Origin of the sequence: Streptomyces sp. NBC_00464, assembly GCF_036013915.1 — a bacterium.
Lineage (GTDB): Bacteria > Actinomycetota > Actinomycetes > Streptomycetales > Streptomycetaceae > Streptomyces.
Window position 1 is genome coordinate 5,804,663 of record NZ_CP107899.1, and the last position, 19,315, is coordinate 5,823,977.

17 protein-coding genes are annotated in these 19,315 nt (G+C 69.4%); 11 read left to right on the plus strand and 6 right to left on the minus strand.

The features are described 5' to 3' along the window. Positions 1 to 47: 47 nt before the first annotated feature. Both OG912_RS26105 and OG912_RS26110 read right to left on the minus strand, forming a co-directional pair. On the minus strand, positions 48 to 800 hold the full coding sequence (locus tag OG912_RS26105; RefSeq protein ID WP_327713546.1) for a class I SAM-dependent methyltransferase: 753 nt from the start codon (positions 798 to 800) through the stop codon (positions 48 to 50). A gap of 89 nt (positions 801 to 889) precedes the next feature. Further along, on the minus strand, positions 890 to 1,489 hold the full coding sequence (locus OG912_RS26110; protein WP_326735778.1) for a DUF3043 domain-containing protein: 600 nt from the start codon (positions 1,487 to 1,489) through the stop codon (positions 890 to 892). 296 nt (positions 1,490 to 1,785) lie between these two features. Here OG912_RS26110 and OG912_RS26115 point away from each other — a divergent pair, with 296 nt between their 5' ends. From OG912_RS26115 to OG912_RS26135, 5 genes are all read left to right on the plus strand, one after another. Further along, positions 1,786 to 2,568 carry a PspA/IM30 family protein gene (locus tag OG912_RS26115; RefSeq protein WP_327711499.1) on the plus strand — a complete coding sequence of 261 codons (783 nt, stop codon included), beginning with the start codon at positions 1,786 to 1,788 and terminating at the stop codon, positions 2,566 to 2,568. 9 nt (positions 2,569 to 2,577) lie between these two features. Further along, on the plus strand, positions 2,578 to 2,856 hold the full coding sequence (gene pspAA, locus OG912_RS26120) for a PspA-associated protein PspAA (protein ID WP_326735776.1): 279 nt from the start codon (positions 2,578 to 2,580) through the stop codon (positions 2,854 to 2,856). A gap of 140 nt (positions 2,857 to 2,996) precedes the next feature. After that, positions 2,997 to 4,271 (plus strand): sensor histidine kinase, encoded by a 1,275-nt coding sequence (locus tag OG912_RS26125; RefSeq protein WP_327711500.1) that lies wholly within the window; start codon positions 2,997 to 2,999, stop codon positions 4,269 to 4,271. Then, positions 4,268 to 4,963, plus strand: coding sequence for a response regulator transcription factor (locus tag OG912_RS26130; protein ID WP_326735774.1), 696 nt, complete (start codon positions 4,268 to 4,270; stop codon positions 4,961 to 4,963). Before OG912_RS26125 ends, OG912_RS26130 begins: the two co-directional genes overlap by 4 nt. Positions 4,964 to 5,127: 164 nt before the next feature. Further along, a complete protein-coding gene (locus OG912_RS26135; protein ID WP_327711501.1) occupies positions 5,128 to 8,286 on the plus strand; it encodes an efflux RND transporter permease subunit in 3,159 nt (1,052 codons plus the stop codon). A gap of 56 nt (positions 8,287 to 8,342) precedes the next feature. Here OG912_RS26135 and nadA read toward each other — a convergent pair whose 3' ends face one another. Beyond that, on the minus strand, positions 8,343 to 9,539 hold the full coding sequence (gene nadA, locus OG912_RS26140) for a quinolinate synthase NadA (RefSeq protein ID WP_327711502.1): 1,197 nt from the start codon (positions 9,537 to 9,539) through the stop codon (positions 8,343 to 8,345). A gap of 224 nt (positions 9,540 to 9,763) precedes the next feature. Between nadA and OG912_RS26145 the strand changes: the two genes are divergently transcribed. Beyond that, complete coding sequence (locus OG912_RS26145; protein WP_030970782.1) at positions 9,764 to 10,120, plus strand: HesB/IscA family protein; 357 nt, start codon at positions 9,764 to 9,766, stop codon at positions 10,118 to 10,120. Positions 10,121 to 10,240: 120 nt separating this feature from the next. On the opposite strand, the gene OG912_RS26150 is transcribed toward OG912_RS26145, so the two are convergent. Further along, entirely contained in the window at positions 10,241 to 11,710 is a 1,470-nt protein-coding gene (locus tag OG912_RS26150) for a hypothetical protein (protein ID WP_327711503.1), read from the minus strand. Positions 11,711 to 11,844: 134 nt separating this feature from the next. Beyond that, entirely contained in the window at positions 11,845 to 12,042 is a 198-nt protein-coding gene (locus tag OG912_RS26155; protein ID WP_327711504.1) for a hypothetical protein, read from the minus strand. 158 nt (positions 12,043 to 12,200) lie between these two features. Here OG912_RS26155 and OG912_RS26160 point away from each other — a divergent pair, with 158 nt between their 5' ends. Further along, entirely contained in the window at positions 12,201 to 13,175 is a 975-nt protein-coding gene (locus OG912_RS26160) for a carbohydrate kinase family protein (RefSeq protein ID WP_327711505.1), read from the plus strand. A 7-nt stretch (positions 13,176 to 13,182) separates the two neighbouring features. Here OG912_RS26160 and OG912_RS26165 read toward each other — a convergent pair whose 3' ends face one another. Continuing rightward, complete coding sequence (locus OG912_RS26165; RefSeq protein ID WP_327711506.1) at positions 13,183 to 14,565, minus strand: cysteine desulfurase/sulfurtransferase TusA family protein; 1,383 nt, start codon at positions 14,563 to 14,565, stop codon at positions 13,183 to 13,185. Between the two features lie 271 nt (positions 14,566 to 14,836). Between OG912_RS26165 and ctaC the strand changes: the two genes are divergently transcribed. The 4 genes from ctaC to OG912_RS26185 all read left to right on the plus strand — a co-directional run bounded on the left by ctaC (position 14,837) and on the right by OG912_RS26185 (position 19,312). After that, positions 14,837 to 15,805, plus strand: coding sequence for an aa3-type cytochrome oxidase subunit II (ctaC, locus tag OG912_RS26170; RefSeq protein WP_327711507.1), 969 nt, complete (start codon positions 14,837 to 14,839; stop codon positions 15,803 to 15,805). Next, positions 15,802 to 17,538, plus strand: coding sequence for an aa3-type cytochrome oxidase subunit I (ctaD, locus tag OG912_RS26175; RefSeq protein ID WP_327711508.1), 1,737 nt, complete (start codon positions 15,802 to 15,804; stop codon positions 17,536 to 17,538). The genes ctaC and ctaD overlap by 4 nt, the downstream gene beginning before the upstream one ends. After that, the gene (locus tag OG912_RS26180; RefSeq protein WP_326735765.1) at positions 17,535 to 17,933 is read left to right on the plus strand and encodes a cytochrome c oxidase subunit 4; all 399 of its coding nucleotides are present in this window, start codon (positions 17,535 to 17,537) and stop codon (positions 17,931 to 17,933) included. The genes ctaD and OG912_RS26180 overlap by 4 nt, the downstream gene beginning before the upstream one ends. A 122-nt stretch (positions 17,934 to 18,055) precedes the next feature. Next, a complete protein-coding gene (locus OG912_RS26185) occupies positions 18,056 to 19,312 on the plus strand; it encodes a L,D-transpeptidase (RefSeq protein ID WP_327711509.1) in 1,257 nt (418 codons plus the stop codon). Positions 19,313 to 19,315: the final 3 nt, after the last annotated feature.

The window sequence follows — 19,315 nt, forward strand, 5'->3', positions numbered from 1 at the left end:
GGCGGCCTGTCGAGCGCGCCCGCCCGGGTCCCGCCGCCGGAAAGGCCCTAGCCCCGCACGCCGCACAGGTGCAGCAATGCGGCCACCCCGCGGTACGGATCCGTCCGTCCCGCCCGGTCCTCCGCCGCCAGCACCCGCTCCAGCTCCGCCGCGGACGGCAGCTCCACGTCGTTGCCCACGTTGTCCGTGAAGATCCGCACCCCGTACCAGGCGTGCAGCGGCGCCGCGATCCCCGCGAGTGTGGCGGTGAGGGCGTCGAGCCGGTCCGCGCGCACGGAGAGCCCGAGGCGGTTGGTGTACCGGTCCGTGTCGAACGCGGCCAGCGCCGCGTCCCAGTCCCCGGCGATCCCGGGCCGCATCGCCAGCGCGTCCGCGTTCCGTACGAGCAGCGACAGCAGGCCGCCCGGCGCCAGCATCCTGGCCAGACCGGCCACCATGGCGTCGGGTTCCTGGACATACATCAGCACGCCGTGGCAGAGCACCACGTCGAAGCTGCCCGGCAGGAAGTGGACGCCGGTGTCCTGGCCGTTGCCCTCGATGAGGCGGACCCGCTCCCGGATGCCCGCAGGCTCGCCGCCGAGCGCCTCGCGGGCGACCCGCAGCATCTCGGCGTCGGATTCGAGACCGGTGACGGTGTGACCGGCCCGGGCGAGACGCAGAGCCTGCGTCCCCTGGCCCATGCCGACATCGAGGATCCGCAGCCGCTGCCCGACGGGGAAACGGCCCGCGATCTGTTCGTCCAGCTGTCGGGCGACCAGCTCCTGACGCACGGTGTTGCGCAGTCCGCCGAGCCCCTTCAGCCATACCGACGAGGCCCCCGCGAAACCGGAGACCGCATCACCCGGCCGGCCTGCGGACACACCGCCGGCCGAACCGGGAAGATCCGTACTCAGGGCCGCTCTCCGCGCTTGACCTGCGGCTTCGGCAGCCTGAGCCGACGCATCTGGAGCGTACGCATCAGCCCGTAGGCCACCGCGCCGCGCTTGGGCGTATCGGGGAAGCGCTCGTTCAGCTGCTTGCGCAGACGGAACGTGAGCCCGATCGAGTCGACGACGATCAGTACGATCACGCCGAGCCAGAGCAGCAGCGAGATGTTCTGGATGCCCTGCACCTGGATCACGCTGAGAATCAGGATGACCACGGCGAGCGGCAGGAAGTACTCCGCGATGCAGAAGCGCGAGTCCACGAAGTCGCGGACGAAGCGCCGCACCGGACCCTTGTCGCGGGCAGGCAGATAGCGCTCGTCACCACTGGCGAGCGCCTCACGCTGCTTGGCCATGTCGACCCGGCGCGCTTCGCGCTGGCGCTTCATGGCCTCCTTGCGGTCGGTCGGCGCACCGCTGGAGGCGCGACGGCGCTGCGACTGGGCGTCGCTGCGCTTGGGGGTGGGGCGACCCTTGGGAGCCTGCGGGTCGCGGGACGTCTTGGAGAGGTCCGCCGTCACCTTGTCGGTGGGGGCCTTCTCTTCCTTGGAGCGGCTACGGAACACAAGGCCCAAGGGTACGGGGTCGATCGCCGCGACCCCAGGCCGGCCGGGAACGATCCGGCAACGGCCTGCGTCCTTGCTGGTGTCCGAGCGGGACGATACGGGCGTCACCTCCGGTTTCCCCGACCCTCACCTACTCCCTGGGCGGGAGCGGTCACCGGGTGCAGTCGTCCTTGGGGAGGACCCCATCACTGCTCGAACAGTGCGGTAATAGAGGCAGGGCCCGTACTGTGGGTTCTGTTGGAGTGCTGGTGACCGGCTAAGTCAGAAGGGGGCGCGCGAAGCCCATGAGCGGTGTCATGAAGCGTATGGGGATGATCTTCCGCGCGAAGGCAAACAAGGCCCTTGACCGGGCCGAGGATCCGCGCGAGACCCTCGATTACTCGTACCAGAAGCAGCTGGAGCTGCTTCAGAAGGTGCGCCGCGGTGTCGCCGATGTGGCGACCTCGCGCAAGCGCCTGGAGCTGCAGCTGAACCAGCTGCAGGGCCAGACGTCCAAGCTGGAGGACCAGGGCCGCAAGGCACTCGCGCTCGGTCGCGAGGATCTGGCCCGCGAGGCGCTGTCGCGCCGCGCGGCCCTCCAGCAGCAGGTCACCGACCTGGAGACGCAGCACACCACGCTGCAGGGTGAGGAGGAGAAGCTCACTCTGGCGGCCCAGCGGCTGCAGGCCAAGGTCGACGCCTTCCGCACGAAGAAGGAGACGATCAAGGCCACCTACACGGCGGCCCAGGCCCAGACCCGGATCGGTGAGGCCTTCTCGGGCATTTCCGAGGAGATGGGCGACGTCGGCCTGGCCATCCAGCGGGCCGAGGACAAGACCCAGCAGATGCAGGCACGCGCCGGCGCGATCGACGAGCTGCTGGCTTCCGGCGCCCTGGACGATCCGACCGGCACGGCGAAGGACGACCTCACCGCCGAGCTGGACCGGATCTCCGGTGGTAGTGATGTGGAGCTGGAGCTGCAGCGCATGAAGGCCGAGCTGGCCGGCGGCTCCACCTCGAAGCAGGCCATCGAGGGCGGCCCGCAGGATGCCGCGCAGCAGCAGCAGTCCCAGTCCCCGCACAAGTTCGACAAGAATTAAGGCAGCGTCATGATCGTACGGATCATGGGGGAGGGCCAGGCAGTCCTGGCCGACAGCCATCTCGCCGAGCTCAACAAGCTCGACGACGAACTGCTCGCCGAAATGGAGAGAGGCGACGGCCCGGGTTTCCGCGCCACTCTCCACGCGCTCCTCGCAAGGGTGCGCGAACTCGGCACACCCTTGCCGGACGACTCCCTGGAGCCGTCCGAGCTGATCCTGCCGTCGCCCGACGCGACCCTCGAAGAGGTCCGCGCCATGCTCAGCGACGACGGTCTGATCCCCGGCTGACAACCGGCAGCTCCAGCAGCCACGCCACTGTGCCCCGTGACCGGCCCCCGCCGGTCACGGGGCACAGTGGCGTGCGGGCCGCACCGGCTCTCGGGCCGCGCGGCCCGAATTCCTCGCGACACGCCGTAACGTAGCTTGACGTGACCACCCTCGGAACCGGGGTTCTGCGCATCCGGAACTGGCTGCGCGACCATCCCCTCGCGCTGGACGGCGCGCTCGCCCTGGCCGTGTTCGTGGCCATGTTCATCGGATCGTTCGCCGATCCGAACGCGCACAACGGGCCCACCTTCGGCACCCGCACGCCCGCCGCCGGCAGCGTGTTCCTGATGGCGCTGGGCGCCCTCACCCTGGTCTGGCGGCGCCGCAGGCCGATGGCCGTGCTCGCCGCCACCGGTGCGCTGGCCGTGATCGAGCTGTTGACCGCGGACCCGCCGGCCCCCGTGGTGATGAGCACCGTCATCGCGCTCTACACCGTCGCCGCCCGTACCGACCGGCCGACGACATGGCGGGTCGGGCTGCTCACCATGGCCGTGCTCACCGCGGCCGCGATGTTCTTCGGCTCGGCCCCCTGGTACAGCCAGGAGAATCTCGGGATCTTCGCCTGGACCGGGATGGCGGGCGCGGCGGGGGACGCGGTCCGCTCCCGGCGGGCGTTCGTCGACGCGATCAGGGAACGCGCCGAACGGGCCGAACGCACCCGCGAGGAGGAGGCCCGGCGCCGGGTGGCCGAGGAGCGGCTGCGGATCGCCCGCGACCTGCACGATGTCGTCGCCCACCACATCGCCCTGGTCAACGTCCAGGCCGGGGTCGCGGCCCACGTGATGGACAAGCGCCCCGACCAGGCCAAGGAGGCACTCGCCCACGTCCGGGAGGCGAGCCGCTCCGCGCTCAACGAACTGCGGGCCACCGTCGGACTGCTGCGCCAGTCCGGCGACCCGACGGCGCCGACCGAACCGGCCCCGGGCCTCGCCGTACTCGACCAGCTCGTCGCGACCGTGCGACAGGCCGGGCTGCCCGTCGAGGTGGCCTGCGCGGCGAAGGAGGACCCGCCGCTGCCCGCCGCCGTCGACCTGGCCGCGTACCGGGTGATCCAGGAGGCGCTGACCAATGTCCGCAAGCACGCGGGTCCCGGGGCGAAGGCCGAGGTCAGCGTCGTACGGGTCGGGGCCACGGCCGAGGTCATGGTGCTGGACAACGGGCGCGGAACGGCCGACCGCGGCGGCGGCGACGACGTCGTGGGCGGCGGCCACGGCCTCCTGGGCATGCGGGAACGGGTCACCGCCCTGGGCGGCACCCTCACCGCCGGACCCCGTTACGGCGGCGGATTCAGGGTTCATGCGATCCTGCCCGTCAACGCCCGTGCGCAGGAGCCGGACCATCCGGGTGCGGCGGGCCGGACGGGGGAGAACGTATGACAGCGGCCATCAAGGTCCTGCTCGTCGACGACCAGGCGCTGTTGCGCAGCGCGTTCCGCGTCCTGGTCGACTCGGAGCCCGACATGCAGGTGGTCGGCGAGGCCGCGGACGGGGCGCAGGCCGTGGAACTGGCCCGCTCGACCCGCGCCGACGTGGTGCTGATGGACATCCGGATGCCCGGTACGGACGGGCTCACCGCGACCCGGATGATCAGCGCCGATCCGGAACTCGCGGACGTACGCGTGGTCATGCTCACCACCTTCGAGGTGGATGAGTACGTGGTGCAGTCACTGCGGGCCGGCGCCTCGGGCTTCCTCGGAAAGGGGGCCGAACCGGAGGAACTCCTCAACGCCATCCGGATCGCCGCGGCCGGCGAGGCGTTGCTCTCACCGGTCGCGACCAAGGGCCTGATCGCCACGTTCCTCGCACAGGGCGGCAGTTCGGCCGACGGAGGGCCGGGAGCCGCCGAGTACTCCGCGCGCCTGGAGGCCCTGACCACTCGGGAGCGCGAGGTGCTGGTCCTGGTCGCGGGCGGGCTGTCCAACGACGAGATCGCCGAGCGCCTCGTGGTCAGCCCGCTCACCGTGAAGACCCATGTGAACCGGGCGATGGCGAAGCTGGGGGCCCGGGACCGGGCCCAACTGGTCGTCATTGCGTACGAATCGGGCCTGGTGCGTCCACGGGTGGAGTGAGGGTGCAGCCGCGGCGTACTCCACCTGCGGTATGCGCGGCATAAGAAAGCGACCTGGGACCGACGCTTTCGGCCCCAGGCATGGGCGATCGTTATAGGTGGGCCGGGTCTGTCCCCGAGTTACCCGCCCACCTGCCGCGTAAGCCACAGAAGAGAGACCCACCCATGTCCTGGCTGTCCAGATTCAGCCTCGCGCAAAGGGCCCTGATCGGGCTGATCTCGATCGTCGCGCTCGTATTCGGAGCGATCGCGATCCCGCAGCTCAAGCAGCAGTTGCTGCCCACCATCGAACTGCCGATGGTGTCGGTGCTCGCCCCTTACCAGGGTGCGTCCCCCGATGTGGTCGAGAAGCAGGTCGTCGAACCGCTCGAGAATTCGATCAAGGCCGTCGACGGCGTCACCGGAATGACTTCGACCGCCAGCGAGGGCAACGCCGTCATCATGGCGACGTTCGACTTCGGCGACGAGGGAACCAAGCAGCTCGTCGCGGACATCCAGCAGGCGGTGAACCGCGCCCGCATCCAGCTGCCCGACGATGTGGACCCGCAGGTCATCGCCGGATCGACCGACGACATCCCGACCGTCGTCCTCGCCGTGACCTCCGACAAGGACCAGCAAGCGCTCGCCGACCAGCTGGACCGTACCGTCGTCCCCGCACTGGAGGACATCGACGGCGTCGGCCAGGTCACCGTCGACGGTGTGCAGGACCTTCAGGTCTCCATCACCCCCGACGACAAGAAGCTCGCGGCGGCCGGACTGAACGCGACCTCGCTCGCCCAGGCGCTCCAGGCCGGTGGCGCGACCGTCCCCGCGGGATCCTTCTCCGAGGCGGGCAAGAGCCGCACCGTCCAGGTCGGCGGCACGTTCACCACCCTGCAGCAGTTCGAGGACCTGCGGGTCACCGGGCAGAACCCGGCGACGGGCAAGCCCGGCAAGCCGGTCCGGCTCGGTGACATCGCGACGGTGAAGCAGGAGCCGTCCACGGCGGTCTCCATCACCCGTACGGACGGTAAGCCGAGCCTCGCCGTCATGGCGACGATGGACAAGGACGGCAGCGCCGTCGCCATCTCGGACGCTGTGAAGGACAAGCTCCCGGACCTGCGCAAGGACCTCGGCTCCGGCGCCGAGCTGACCGTCGTCTCCGATCAGGGCCCGGCCGTCTCCAAGGCGATCTCGGGTCTGACGACCGAGGGCGCGCTCGGCCTGCTCTTCGCGGTCATCGTGATCCTGGTCTTCCTGGCCTCGCTGCGCTCGACCCTGGTCACCGCGGTCTCGATCCCGCTCTCCGTGGTCCTCGCGCTGATCGTGCTCTGGACCCGTGACCTGTCGCTCAACATGCTCACCCTGGGCGCGCTGACCATTGCGATCGGCCGGGTCGTCGACGACTCGATCGTCGTCCTGGAGAACATCAAGCGCCACCTCGGCTACGGCGAGGAGCGCCAGTCGGCGATCACCACCGCGGTGAAGGAAGTGGCCGGCGCGGTCACCGCCTCGACCCTCACGACGGTCGCCGTCTTCCTGCCGATCGGTCTCGTCGGCGGCATGGTCGGCCAGCTCTTCGGTTCGTTCTCGCTGACCGTCACCGCGGCCCTGCTGGCCTCCCTGCTGGTCTCGCTGACCGTCGTCCCCGTCCTGTCGTACTGGTTCCTGCGCGCACCCAAGGGCAGCGCCGAGGACCCGGACAAGGCCCGTCGCGAGGCCGAGGAGAAGGAAGCCCGCAGTCGGCTCCAGCGGATCTACGTGCCGGTGCTGCGCTTCGCCACCCGTCGCCGCATCACCAGCGTCGTCATCGCCGTCGCCGTGCTGTTCGGCACCTTCGGCATGGTCCCGCTGCTGAAGACCAACTTCTTCGACCAGGGCGAGCAGGAAGTCCTGTCCATCAAGCAGGAGCTCACCCCGGGCACCAGCCTGGCGGCCGCCGACGCGGCGGCCCAGAAGGTCGAGAAGGTCCTCACCGGTGACGAGGGCGTCAAGGACTACCAGGTCACCGTCGGATCGTCAGGCTTCATGGCGGCCTTCGGCGGCGGCACGGGAGCCAACCAGGCCTCCTACCAGGTCACCCTGAAGGACTCCGCCGACTACGACGCCACCCAGGACCGCATCGACGAGGCCCTGGGCAAGCTCGACGGCATCGGCGACACCACCATCGCCGCGGGCGACGGCTTCGGCAGCCAGGACCTGAGCGTCGTGGTCAAGGCCGCCGACGCGGACACCCTGAAGAAGGCCTCCGAAGAGGTACGGGCCGAGGTGGCCAAGCTCAAGGACGTCACCGACGTCCAGAGCGACCTGGCGCAGAGCATCCCGCGCATCTCGGTCAAGGCCAACGCCAAGGCCGCTGATGCCGGTTACAGCCAGGCCACGCTGGGCGCGGCCGTCGCCGGTGCGGTGCAGGGCACTCCGTCCGGCAAGGCGATCATGGACGACACCGAGCGCGACGTCGTCATCAAGTCGGCCCACCCGGCCACCACGATGGAAGAGCTGAAGAACCTTCCGCTGGGAGCCGTCAAGCTCGGATCGATCGCCGAAGTGAAGCTGGTCCCCGGACCGGTCTCCATGACGCGGATCGACGGCCAGCGGGCCGCCACGATCACGGCCAAGCCCACCGGTGACAACACCGGTGCGGTCAGCGCCTCGCTCCAGACGAAGATCAACGACCTGGACCTCCCGGACGGCGCCACCGCCACCATCGGCGGTGTCTCCCAGGACCAGGACGACGCGTTCATGAAGCTGGGCCTGGCCATGCTGGCGGCCATCGCGATCGTCTTCATGCTGCTGGTCGCCACCTTCCGGTCGCTCATCCAGCCGCTGATCCTGCTGGTCTCCATCCCGTTCGCGGCGACGGGCGCCATCGGCCTGCTGCTCATCACCGGCACCCCGATGGGTGTCCCGGCGATGATCGGCATGCTGATGCTGATCGGCATCGTGGTGACCAACGCGATCGTGCTGATCGACCTGATCAACCAGTACCGCGCCCAGGGCATGGGCGTCGTCGAGGCCATCGTCGAGGGCGGCCGTCACCGGCTCCGCCCGATCCTGATGACGGCCCTGGCGACGATCTTCGCCCTCCTCCCGATGGCGCTCGGCGTCACCGGCGAGGGCGGCTTCATCTCGCAGCCGCTGGCCGTCGTGGTCATCGGCGGTCTGGTCACCTCGACGCTGCTGACGCTGCTCCTGGTGCCGACGCTGTACGCGATGGTGGAGCTCTTCAAGGAGCGCCGCGCGAAGAAGAAGGCCGCGAAGCGGGCCGGTAAGGCCGGCATTCCGGCCCCGGCCGCCTCGGAGGAGACCTCGTCCTCCGAGGAGCCGGAGCCTGCGAAGGCCTGACCGGGCAGACGGAAGGCCCCGGCACCGGAATCCGGTGCCGGGGCCTTCCCCTGTGCCTACGGCAGCGCCAGCATCCGCTCCAGCGCCAGCTTGGCGTACTTCTCCGTCTCCGGGTCGACCTCGATCCGGTTGACCAGGTTCCCCTCGGCCAGCGACTCCAGCGTCCACACCAGGTGCGGCAGGTCGATCCGGTTCATCGTCGAGCAGAAGCAGACCGTCTTGTCGAGGAAGACGATCTCCTTGTCCTCCGCGGCGAAACGGTTGGCCAGGCGGCGCACCAGGTTGAGCTCGGTGCCGATCGCCCACTTCGAGCCGGCCGGGGCCGCCTCCAGCGCCTTGATGATGTACTCCGTCGAGCCGACGTAGTCCGCGGCTGCCACGACCTCGTGCTTGCACTCCGGGTGCACCAGCACGTTGACGCCGGGTATGCGGGCCCGCACGTCGTTGACGGACTCCACCGAGAAGCGCCCGTGCACCGAGCAGTGCCCGCGCCACAGGATCATCTTCGCGTTGCGCAGCTCCTCGGCGGTCAGGCCGCCGTTGGGCTTGTGCGGGTTGTAGAGGACGCAGTCCTCCAGGGTCATCCCCATGTCCCGTACGGCCGTGTTGCGGCCCAGGTGCTGGTCCGGGAGGAAGAGGACCTTCTCGCCCTGCTCGAAGGCCCACTCCAGGGCCCGCTTCGCGTTCGACGAGGTGCAGATCGTGCCGCCGTGGCGGCCGGTGAAGGCCTTGATGTCGGCGGAGGAGTTCATGTACGAGACCGGCACGACCTGCTCGGCGACGCCCGCCTCGGTCAGCACGTCCCAGCACTCGGCGACCTGCTCGGCGGTGGCCATGTCGGCCATCGAACAGCCCGCCGCCAGGTCGGGCAGCACGACCTTCTGGTCGTCGGTGGTCAGGATGTCCGCGGACTCCGCCATGAAGTGCACGCCGCAGAAGACGATGTACTCGGCCTCCGGACGCGCCGCCGCGTCACGGGCGAGCTTGAACGAGTCGCCGGTCACATCCGCGAACTGGATGACCTCGTCGCGCTGGTAGTGGTGCCCGAGGACGAAGACCTTCTCGCCCAGCTTCTCCTTGGCCGCGCGGGCGCGCTCCACCAGGTCCGGGTCGGACGGGGAGGGCAGGTCGCCGGGGCATTCGACGCCGCGCTCGCTCTTGGGGTCGGCGTCGCGGCCGAGCAGGAGCAGGGCGAGGGGCGTCGGCTGGACGTCGAGTTCCTGGACGGGGTGGGCCGTGGTCACGTCACGCACCCTTTCTTCTCTGCGAGGGAAGCCTTTTCGTCTAATTGACGCTATCTATCATATCCGCTTCACGTCACTTTGACGATGCCGATAGCGTCGATGTGACGCATCCGCCTGCGGGGCCGGTGTGCGAGCATGAATGGAACAGGCAAGCGCTCGGCCCGGAATGAATCCGCGGCCTCGACGGTTGCAACGTCGGCAAGCAGTCTCCGTACAACCCGGGAGAGAAGCAGATGTCCGTATCGGACGAGACCACCACCGTGAGCGACGGCATCCTCCTGTCCGACGCCGCCGCAGCCAAGGTCAAGGGCCTGCTGGAGCAGGAAGGCCGCGATGACCTGGCGCTGCGCGTCGCCGTCCAGCCCGGCGGCTGCTCGGGCCTGCGTTACCAGCTCTTCTTCGATGAGCGTTCGCTGGACGGCGATGTCGTGAAGGACTTCGATGGCGTCAAGGTCGTCACCGACCGGATGAGCGCTCCGTACCTGGGCGGCGCCTCCGTCGACTTCGTCGACACCATCGAGAAGCAGGGCTTCACCATCGACAACCCGAACGCCACGGGTTCCTGCGCCTGCGGTGACTCCTTCAGCTAAGCGCGAAGCGGTCAGCTTCGGCCAAGGCACGAAGCGGCCGGCCGAGAGGCGACGGCGGTGACAGTACGGCGGCGGCCCCGGGATTCCGATCCCGGGGCCGCCGCCGTACGCGTGCGTGCGTCAGCCGCGCGGCACCACCGTGCCCGACGCCGCGTCGACCACGTTCCGCTCACCCAGCGGCTGGTCCAGCGTGACCGTGCGGGTCAGCTCCTCGGCGACCATGATGCAGACCTTGCCCGCCTCCGGCTTCGTCTCCGTCACGGACACCCGCACCGTGGAGCCGTCCTCGCTCGCGCTCGCCGCGTACGTGCTGCAGACGCCGCCCCAGAACGTCACCGAGAGCGTCCGCCCGTCGGCGCTGTACGACAGGAGCTTGCCGCCGGACTCCTTCGTTCCGTCGCCGCCCGGGGACTTCTCCGCCGGACCGTCCTTCGTCAGGTACGCCGGATCCACCGCGACCTGGGTGACGGTGTCGCCGGTGCCGCCCGCGCCCGGCCGCACCGTGAAGATCCAGGACGGCACGAGCAGCTGCTTGCCGTCCACGTACCGGGCCGCCAGGCCGAAGGTCGCCTTGTCGACCGTGACCGTCGTCGTGGACGGCTCCGCCCCGGTCCGCTTGCCGCAACCCATGGCTGACGGCTTCTCGCCGTTCTCCAGCGGTGCGGGGGTGGCGCAGTCGCCGGTCTTCGGCCCGCTCGGCGGCTGCGCTGCGTTCAGCTGCTTCAGCGCATCGTCCGCGCCGAGCACCGGATAGTCGGCGCCCTTCTCCAGGCCCTTCAACTGCCCGCTGCCGCCCGTCACTTCGCCGTCGGGGCCGACCTGGATCCCGGTAGCCCAGCCGTACGTCGGAAGTCCGCCCACCACCGGGTCGGCGTTCACCACCCGGACCGAGCCCATCAACTGGCGGGCGTCGAGGGCGGCGTCGTCCTGGCCGACCGCCTTCAGCACCGGGACCGCTGCCGCCTTCGCGGCCTTCTCGCTCACCGGTGTCCCCGAGCCGCCCGGCGCCACACGCTTGCTCGAACAGACCGTCTCGCTCTCGCAGTTGTCCGTGCCGCCGGAACCGTACCGGGCGAACGTCCAGGTCCCGGGGGCCTGCTTGGTCACCCGCAGCACCGGCCCCGAGCCGTCCCCGTCGGAGCCCACCTTCCAGGACGTGCCCTCGGCCCGCGGGGTGCCCTGCACGCCCAGCGCCTCGGCCAGCCGGGCCACCTCGGACGCCGACACGGTCCCGGTGGCGCGCTGGACGGCGGCCTTGTCCGGACCTTCCGGCAGAGCGCCGGACGCGCGGTAGGCCACCCGGCCGCCGTGGGGATCGGGCTCACCCGGCGCGATGCCCTGGGGCGGAGCCGAGGGGCGGGGGGAGGGCGTGGCCGGTCCGCCGGCCCGCTCGTCCAGGGAGAGGAGCGGGGGAGCGGCGCCGGAACTGTCCGCGGCGCCGCCGTTGCCGCCACCGCCGTCCGCCGCCGTCGCGGCCCAGTACGCGCCGCCGCCACCGGCCAGGAGTACGGCCGCCGCCACCGAGGCCACGGCGAGCGGCGAGCGCCGCCGGGGGCCGGTCACGTCGTTGTCGGGTCGATCGGTGCTCACCGGTTCGCTCCTTCGCCTCGTGCGTCAGGGCCCGGTCAGGGGCCCGTCCCGCTGGTGCGGACACCGTTGGGACGGGGCGCGGGCGCGCACGGTTCCCTCCCGGGGTGGCCGTTGCGACGAGGAGCCCGGCTGTCTCAGTCGCCGTACTCCGCCATCGCGTCGATCAGCCGGGCCGAGGCGGGCGGCACGGTCACGCCGTGAATGAGGGACGGCCCCACAGGGGTGGGGGCGACCTTGGTGGGTACCACCCAGTGCGGAGCCATCAGTGCGCAGTCTCCGCGCAGCTCGGCCAGAGTGGTCTCGGACTCACGCGGGGCGATGTTGTTCGGCATATCGGCACCGTAGGCACGCTTGAGCCCAGGGGGAAAGCCCTACTATCGGGTAGTTTTCCCCTCTTCGCCTGGTTGCCGGAACCCGGTAGCGTTAACTGTCACGCCGACCCGGGAACGCAGACATCGTTTCCCTCGACCTCCGCAGGAGCAGTCTCCCCGTGCGTATCGCAGTCACCGGCTCCATCGCCACTGACCACCTCATGACCTTCCCCGGCCGATTCGCCGACCAGCTGGTCGCCGATCAGCTGCACACGGTCTCGCTCTCCTTCCTGGTCGACAACCTGGACGTGCGCCGGGGAGGTGTCGCCGCCAACATCTGCTTCGGCATGGGCCTGCTCGGCACACGTCCGCTCCTGGTAGGCGCCGCGGGCTCCGACTTCGACGAGTACCGGGCCTGGCTCGACCGCCACGGCGTCGACACCGGGTCGGTGCGGATCTCCGAGGTCCTGCACACCGCCCGCTTCGTCTGCACGACCGACGCCGACCACAACCAGATCGGCTCCTTCTATACGGGTGCCATGAGCGAGGCCCGGCTGATCGAGCTGAAGGCCGTCGCCGACCGCGTGGGCGGCCTCGACCTCGTCTCCATCGGCGCCGACGACCCCGAGGGGATGCTCCGCCACACCGAGGAGTGCCGCTCCCGCGGGATTCCGTTCGCCGCGGACTTCTCGCAGCAGATCGCGCGGATGGACGGCGACGAGATCCGCATCCTGCTCGACGGCGCCACGTACCTCTTCTCCAACGAGTACGAGAAGGGGCTCATCGAGTCCAAGACCGGCTGGACCGACGCCGAGATCCTCGCCAAGGTCGGCCACCGGGTCACCACCCTCGGCGCCCGGGGCGTGCGGATCGAGCGCGTCGGCGAGGAGCCGATCGAGGTCGGCTGCCCGGAGGAGAACGTCAAGGCCGACCCGACCGGCGTCGGCGACGCCTTCCGTGCCGGATTCCTCTCCGGTCTCGCCTGGGGTGTCAGCCTGGAGCGCGCCGCCCAGGTCGGCTGCATGCTCGCCACCCTGGTCATCGAGACGGTCGGCACCCAGGAGTACACCCTGCACCGCACCCACTTCATGGACCGCTTCACCAAGGCGTACGGACATGACGCCGCGGCCGAGGTGCGCACGCACCTCGTGTAAGAGGTCTTCAGGACAGCCGGCGGACCACATAGGCCGAGCCCCGGTCCGCCGGCTCCTCACCCACGTACTCCTGCTCACGCATCGCACACCAGGCCGGAATGTCGAGGCGCGCCGCCTCGTCGTCGGACAGGACCGTCACCGTCCCGCCCACCGGTACCTCTCCGATCACCTTTGCGAGCTCGATCACCGGAACCGGGCAGCGCCTCCCGAGCGCGTCGACGACCAGCGAGGGCACAGCGGCGGGGGAGGGGGCGATCGCGGCGGGGGCGCCCAGCTTCTCCCGTACCCCTGCCACCGCCGGGGGCAGCACCTCCAGGAAGCGGTCGACGTCCTCCTCGGACGTGCCCGCCGGCAGCGACACCCGGACATTGCCCTCCGAGAGCACCCCCATCGCCCTGAGCACATGGCTGGGCGTCAGGGTGCTGCTCGTGCAGGACGAACCGGACGATACGGAGAATCCGGACCGGTCCAGCTCATGGAGCAGGGTCTCTCCGTCGACATAGAGACAGGAGAAGGTGACCAGATGCGGCAGCCGCCGCACCGGATCGCCGACGACCTCCACATCGGGCACCAGCTCCGGCACCCGGGCCCGGATCCGGTCGACCATGGCCCGCAGCCGCGGCGCCTCGGCGGCCGCCTCGGCCCGCACCGCCCGCAGGGACGCCGCCGCGGCCACGATCGCCGGGATGTCCTCGAATCCGGCCGCCCGCCCCGACTCCCGTTCGTCCGTGGGGCCTTGGGCCGCGAACCGCACGCCCTTGCGCACCGCGAGGAGCCCGACCCCGGCCGGGCCGCCCCACTTGTGGGCGCTCGCCGTCAGCAGCGACCAGCCGGCCGGCACCGGACCCCACCCCAGTGACTGGGCGGCGTCCACCAGCAGCGGCACCCCCGCGGCCCGGCAGAGCTCGGCCACCTCGGCCACCGGCTGTTCGGTGCCCACCTCGTGGTTGGCGGACTGCAGACAGGCCAGCGCGGTGTCTTCGCGCAGCGCGTTCGCGTAGGCCTGCGCGCCGACCGCGCCCGTACCGTCCACCGGGACCTCGGTGAAGGTTCCGCCCCCGCTCTCGTGGGTGGCGGCCGAATGGAGCACCGACGAGTGTTCGACCGCCGACACCACCAGATGGCGGCCGACACGCCGACGCCCCGCAAGAGCTCCGGAAATTCCGGAATGGACCGCCCGCGTGCCCGACGAGGTGAAAGTCAGCTCGTCGGGACGGCAGCCGACGGCCTCCGCGGCGGCCTCCCGGGCCGCGTCCAGCAGCAGCCGGGCACGCCGTCCCTCCCGGTGGAGACGGGCCGGGTCGGCCCATCCCTCGTCCAGCGCGGCAAGCAGCGCCTGACGGGCGACGGGATGGAGGGGGGCGGCGGACGCGGCGTCGAAGTAGGGCACCCGGCCACGCTAGCCCGGCCCCGGCCACGGCCCGCGACCCGGCTGCCCGGACCGGAGGGAAAGGGGGCGTCAGATGGCGGCCGGAGCCCCGGATTCCACCCCTTCGGGGAGTCGGGCGGCGCGTTGGGCACCCTCCCCGCGCGACCCCAAATAGCGTCCAGTAGGGTTTGGTCCGCATAAACATCCAAACCCCTGCCCGCGTCAGGGCCGGCGACCGACCAGCGAGACGGGCGCGCCGACCGTGCGGGCGAGACTCTCGGGAAGGCGCTACGTGAGTCCCAACGGCTCCGACCGCTTGTCGCGGCGCCCGATGCGGCGGAAGCTGCCGCAGGTGCTGACTGCGGGCCTGGTCCTGGCGACGGCCTCCGGTTGTTCATACAACTGGCAGGATTTCCCCCGCCTCGGTATGCCCACCCCGGTAACGGAAGAGGCTCCTCGGATCCTTTCCCTCTGGCAGGGCTCGTGGGCGGCAGCGCTCGCCACGGGTGTCCTTGTCTGGGGACTGATCATCTGGAGCGTCATCTTCCACCGGCGCAGCCGCACCAAGGTGGAGGTACCTCCGCAGACCCGGTACAACATGCCCATCGAGGCGCTGTACACCGTGGTCCCTCTGATCATCGTCTCGGTGTTGTTCTACTTCACCGCGCGCGACGAGACGAAGCTCCTTTCGCTCTCCCCGAAGCCCGCCCACACCGTCAACGTGGTCGGCTTCCAGTGGAGCTGGGGCTTCAACTACATCGAGAACGTGGACGGCTCAGCCGCCACGGGCAACGAGGTCCCCAAGGAGCTCGACGCCATCCCGGACAGGTTCCGCAAGGACTTCCCCAAGGGTGCGGACGGCGTCTACGACGTCGGCGTCCCGGGGACCAGGAACCCGCAGACCGGCAACCCCGGCCCGACGCTGTGGCTGCCCAAGGGCGAGAAGGTCCGCTTCATCCTGACTTCGCGTGACGTCATCCACTCCTTCTGGGTGGTGCCGTTCCTCATGAAGCAGGACGTCATTCCGGGCCACACCAACGCCTTCGAGGTGACTCCCAACCAGGAGGGCACCTTCATGGGCAAGTGCGCCGAGCTCTGCGGCGCCGACCACTCCCGGATGCTCTTCAACGTCAAGGTCGTCTCCCCGGAGCGCTACCAGGCGCACCTCAAGGAGCTGGCGAAGAAGGGCCAGACGGGCTATGTGCCGGCCGGCATCGAGCAGACCGACCCGGCCAGGAATGCGGAGACGAACAAACTGTGAGCATCCTCAATGAACCTCAGGGTGCCGCGGCAGCAGACGACTCGTACGAGGACGAGCTGCCGGTCCGGCGCAAGCAGCCGGGAAACGTCGTCATCAAGTGGCTGACCACCACTGACCACAAGACGATCGGCACGATGTACCTGGTCACGTCGTTCGCGTTCTTCTGCATCGGCGGACTGATGGCGCTCTTCATGCGCGCCGAGCTGGCCCGTCCGGGCACGCAGATCATGTCGAACGAGCAGTTCAACCAGGCGTTCACGATGCACGGCACGATCATGCTGCTGATGTTCGCGACGCCGCTGTTCGCCGGATTCGCGAACTGGATCATGCCGCTGCAGATCGGCGCGCCCGATGTGGCGTTCCCGCGGCTGAACATGTTCGCGTACTGGCTGTACCTCTTCGGCTCGATCCTCGCGGTGGCCGGCTTCCTCACCCCGCAGGGCGCGGCCGACTTCGGCTGGTTCGCCTACTCCCCGCTGTCGGACGCGGTCCGCTCGCCGGGCGTCGGCGCCGACATGTGGATCATGGGTCTGGCCTTCTCCGGCTTCGGCACGATCCTCGGTTCGGTCAACTTCATCACCACGATCATCTGCATGCGCGCACCCGGCATGACGATGTTCCGTATGCCGATCTTCGTCTGGAACGTCCTGCTGACCGGTGTGCTGGTCCTGCTGGCCTTCCCGGTGCTGGCGGCGGCGCTCTTCGCGCTGGAGGCGGACCGAAAATTCGGTGCGCATATCTTCGACGCGTCCAACGGCGGCGCATTGCTCTGGCAACACCTCTTCTGGTTCTTCGGCCATCCAGAGGTGTACATCATCGCCTTGCCCTTCTTCGGGATCATTTCGGAAGTGATCCCGGTGTTCAGCCGCAAGCCGATGTTCGGATACATCGGCCTGGTGGCCGCGACGATTTCCATCGCCGGTCTCTCCGTGACCGTGTGGGCGCACCACATGTACGTCACCGGCGGCGTGCTCCTGCCGTTCTTCTCCTTCATGACGTTCCTCATCGCGGTGCCCACCGGGGTGAAGTTCTTCAACTGGATCGGCACGATGTGGAAGGGCTCGCTGTCCTTCGAGACACCGATGCTCTGGGCGATCGGCTTCCTGATCACCTTCACCTTCGGTGGTCTGACCGGTGTCATCCTGGCTTCGCCGCCGATGGACTTCCACGTCTCGGACTCGTACTTCGTGGTCGCGCACTTCCACTACGTCGTCTTCGGCACCGTGGTGTTCGCGATGTTCTCCGGATTCCACTTCTGGTGGCCGAAGTTCACCGGCAAGATGCTGGACGAGCGGCTCGGCAAGATCACCTTCTGGACGCTGTTCATCGGTTTCCACGGCACGTTCCTGGTGCAGCACTGGCTGGGCGCCGAGGGTATGCCGCGTCGTTACGCGGACTACCTGGCCGCGGACGGTTTCACCGCGCTGAACACGATCTCGACGATCTCCTCGTTCCTGCTCGGCCTGTCGATCCTGCCGTTCTTCTACAACGTGTGGAAGACCGCCAAGTACGGCAAGAAGGTCGAGGTCGACGACCCGTGGGGCTACGGCCGTTCGCTGGAGTGGGCGACCTCCTGCCCGCCGCCGCGGCACAACTTCCTCACGCTGCCGCGGATCCGTTCCGAATCCCCGGCGTTCGACCTGCACCACCCCGAGATCACTGCTCTCGAGCAGCTGGATCACCTCTCCGAGGGTGACAAGGCCCTCGCCGGTGGCAAGGAGGCGGGCAAGTGAAGGTCCAGGGCAAGATGTTCCTCGGTCTGGCGCTGTTCATCCTCGTCATGGCCATCACGTACGGCGTGTGGTCCAAGGAGCCGGTCGGCACCACCGCACTCGTCCTGGCCTTCGGGCTGAGCGTCATGATCGGCTTCTACCTGGCCTTCACGGCCCGGCGGGTCGACGCACTGGCGCAGGACAACAAGGAAGCCGATGTGGCGGACGAGGCCGGCGAGGTGGGGTTCTTCTCCCCGCACAGCTGGCAGCCGCTCTCACTGGCGGTCGGCGGCATTCTCGCCTTCATGGGAGTCGTCTTCGGCTGGTGGCTGCTCTACTTCTCGGCCCCGGTCATCCTGATCGGTCTGTTCGGCTGGGTCTTCGAGTACTACCGCGGTGAGAACCGCACCCAGTGACACCGCACCACCCGTGACACCGCTCCACCCGACGGGGGGCCCGCACTTCCACGAGAAGTGCGGGCCCCCCGTTTGCAGTCACCCGGCGCGCTGAAACGGATGAATCTTCTTAGCGTGGGTTCATGAACCACACGCCGCGTATCCGTCCCGTCATCAGCTGCGCTCTGCTGGCCGCGACCCTGGTCGCAGGGGCGGCAGCCTGTGGGGAGTCCGACGACCATCCGCTCTCGGCGCAGCCGTTCGACGCGGCGGACGAGATCTCGTCCAACACCCCCGACGGCGCCGAGAAGGTCGATCCGGACAAGCCCCTCGAAGTCAGCGTCGACGGTGACGACGGCCGCATCACCGATGTGACGGCCGTGGACACCGAAGGACGCCATCTGGCGGGCGAACTCGAAGCCGACGGCCACCGCTGGCACTCCACGGCCCCGCTCGCCGCAGGGACCCGCTACACCGTCAAGGTCGGCATGGAGGACGACGACGGCGCCCCAGGCAGCCGTACGCTCTCCTTCGAGACCGCAGCGGCAAAGAAGTTCCTGAAGGTCACCTTCGGCCCGCAGGCGGGCACCTACGGCGTCGGACAGCCCGTCACAGCGGTACTCAGCGCCCCGGTCGCCGACAAAGCCGCCCGCGCCACCGTGGAACGCGCCCTGAGGGTGCGCTCCACGCCCGCCGTGACCGGTTCCTGGTACTGGGTCGACGACAAGACGCTGCACTACCGGCCGCAGGACTACTGGCCGGCGAAGGCCACCATCGAGGTCAGCAGCAACCTGACGGGCATCAAGGTGACCAACGCGCTCTACGGCGCCCCGGCGAAAGCGTTGAAGATCACTACCGGAGACCGCATCGAGGCCATCACCGACGCCTCGGAGCACTCCATGACGGTCAAGCGCAACGGAGAAGTGATCAACACCATTCCGGTGACCACCGGCAAGCCGGGCTTCTCCACCCGCAACGGCGTCAAGGTCGTGCTGGGCAAGGAGTACTACGTACGTATGCGCGGGGAGTCCATCGGCATCGCCGAGGGCTCGGAGGACTCCTACGACCTGCCGGTGTACTACGCGACGCGGGTCACCTGGAGCGGCGAGTACGTGCACGCGGCCCCGTGGTCCACCGGGTCACAGGGGTCCGCGAACGTCAGTCACGGCTGCACCGGCATGAGCACCAGCGAGGCCGAGTGGTTCTTCAACACCGTCCGTGAGGGTGACATCGTCACGGTCGTCGGCAGTGAGGGCGAGACCATGACGCCCTTCGACAACGGCTACGGCGACTGGAACCTGTCCTGGGCCAAGTGGCAGAAGGGCAGCGCGCTGAACAACGACGCCACGCCGGACCGTGTCGACACGGTCCGGGCGGCGCGGCTGCGCCCCCAGGTCTGACGG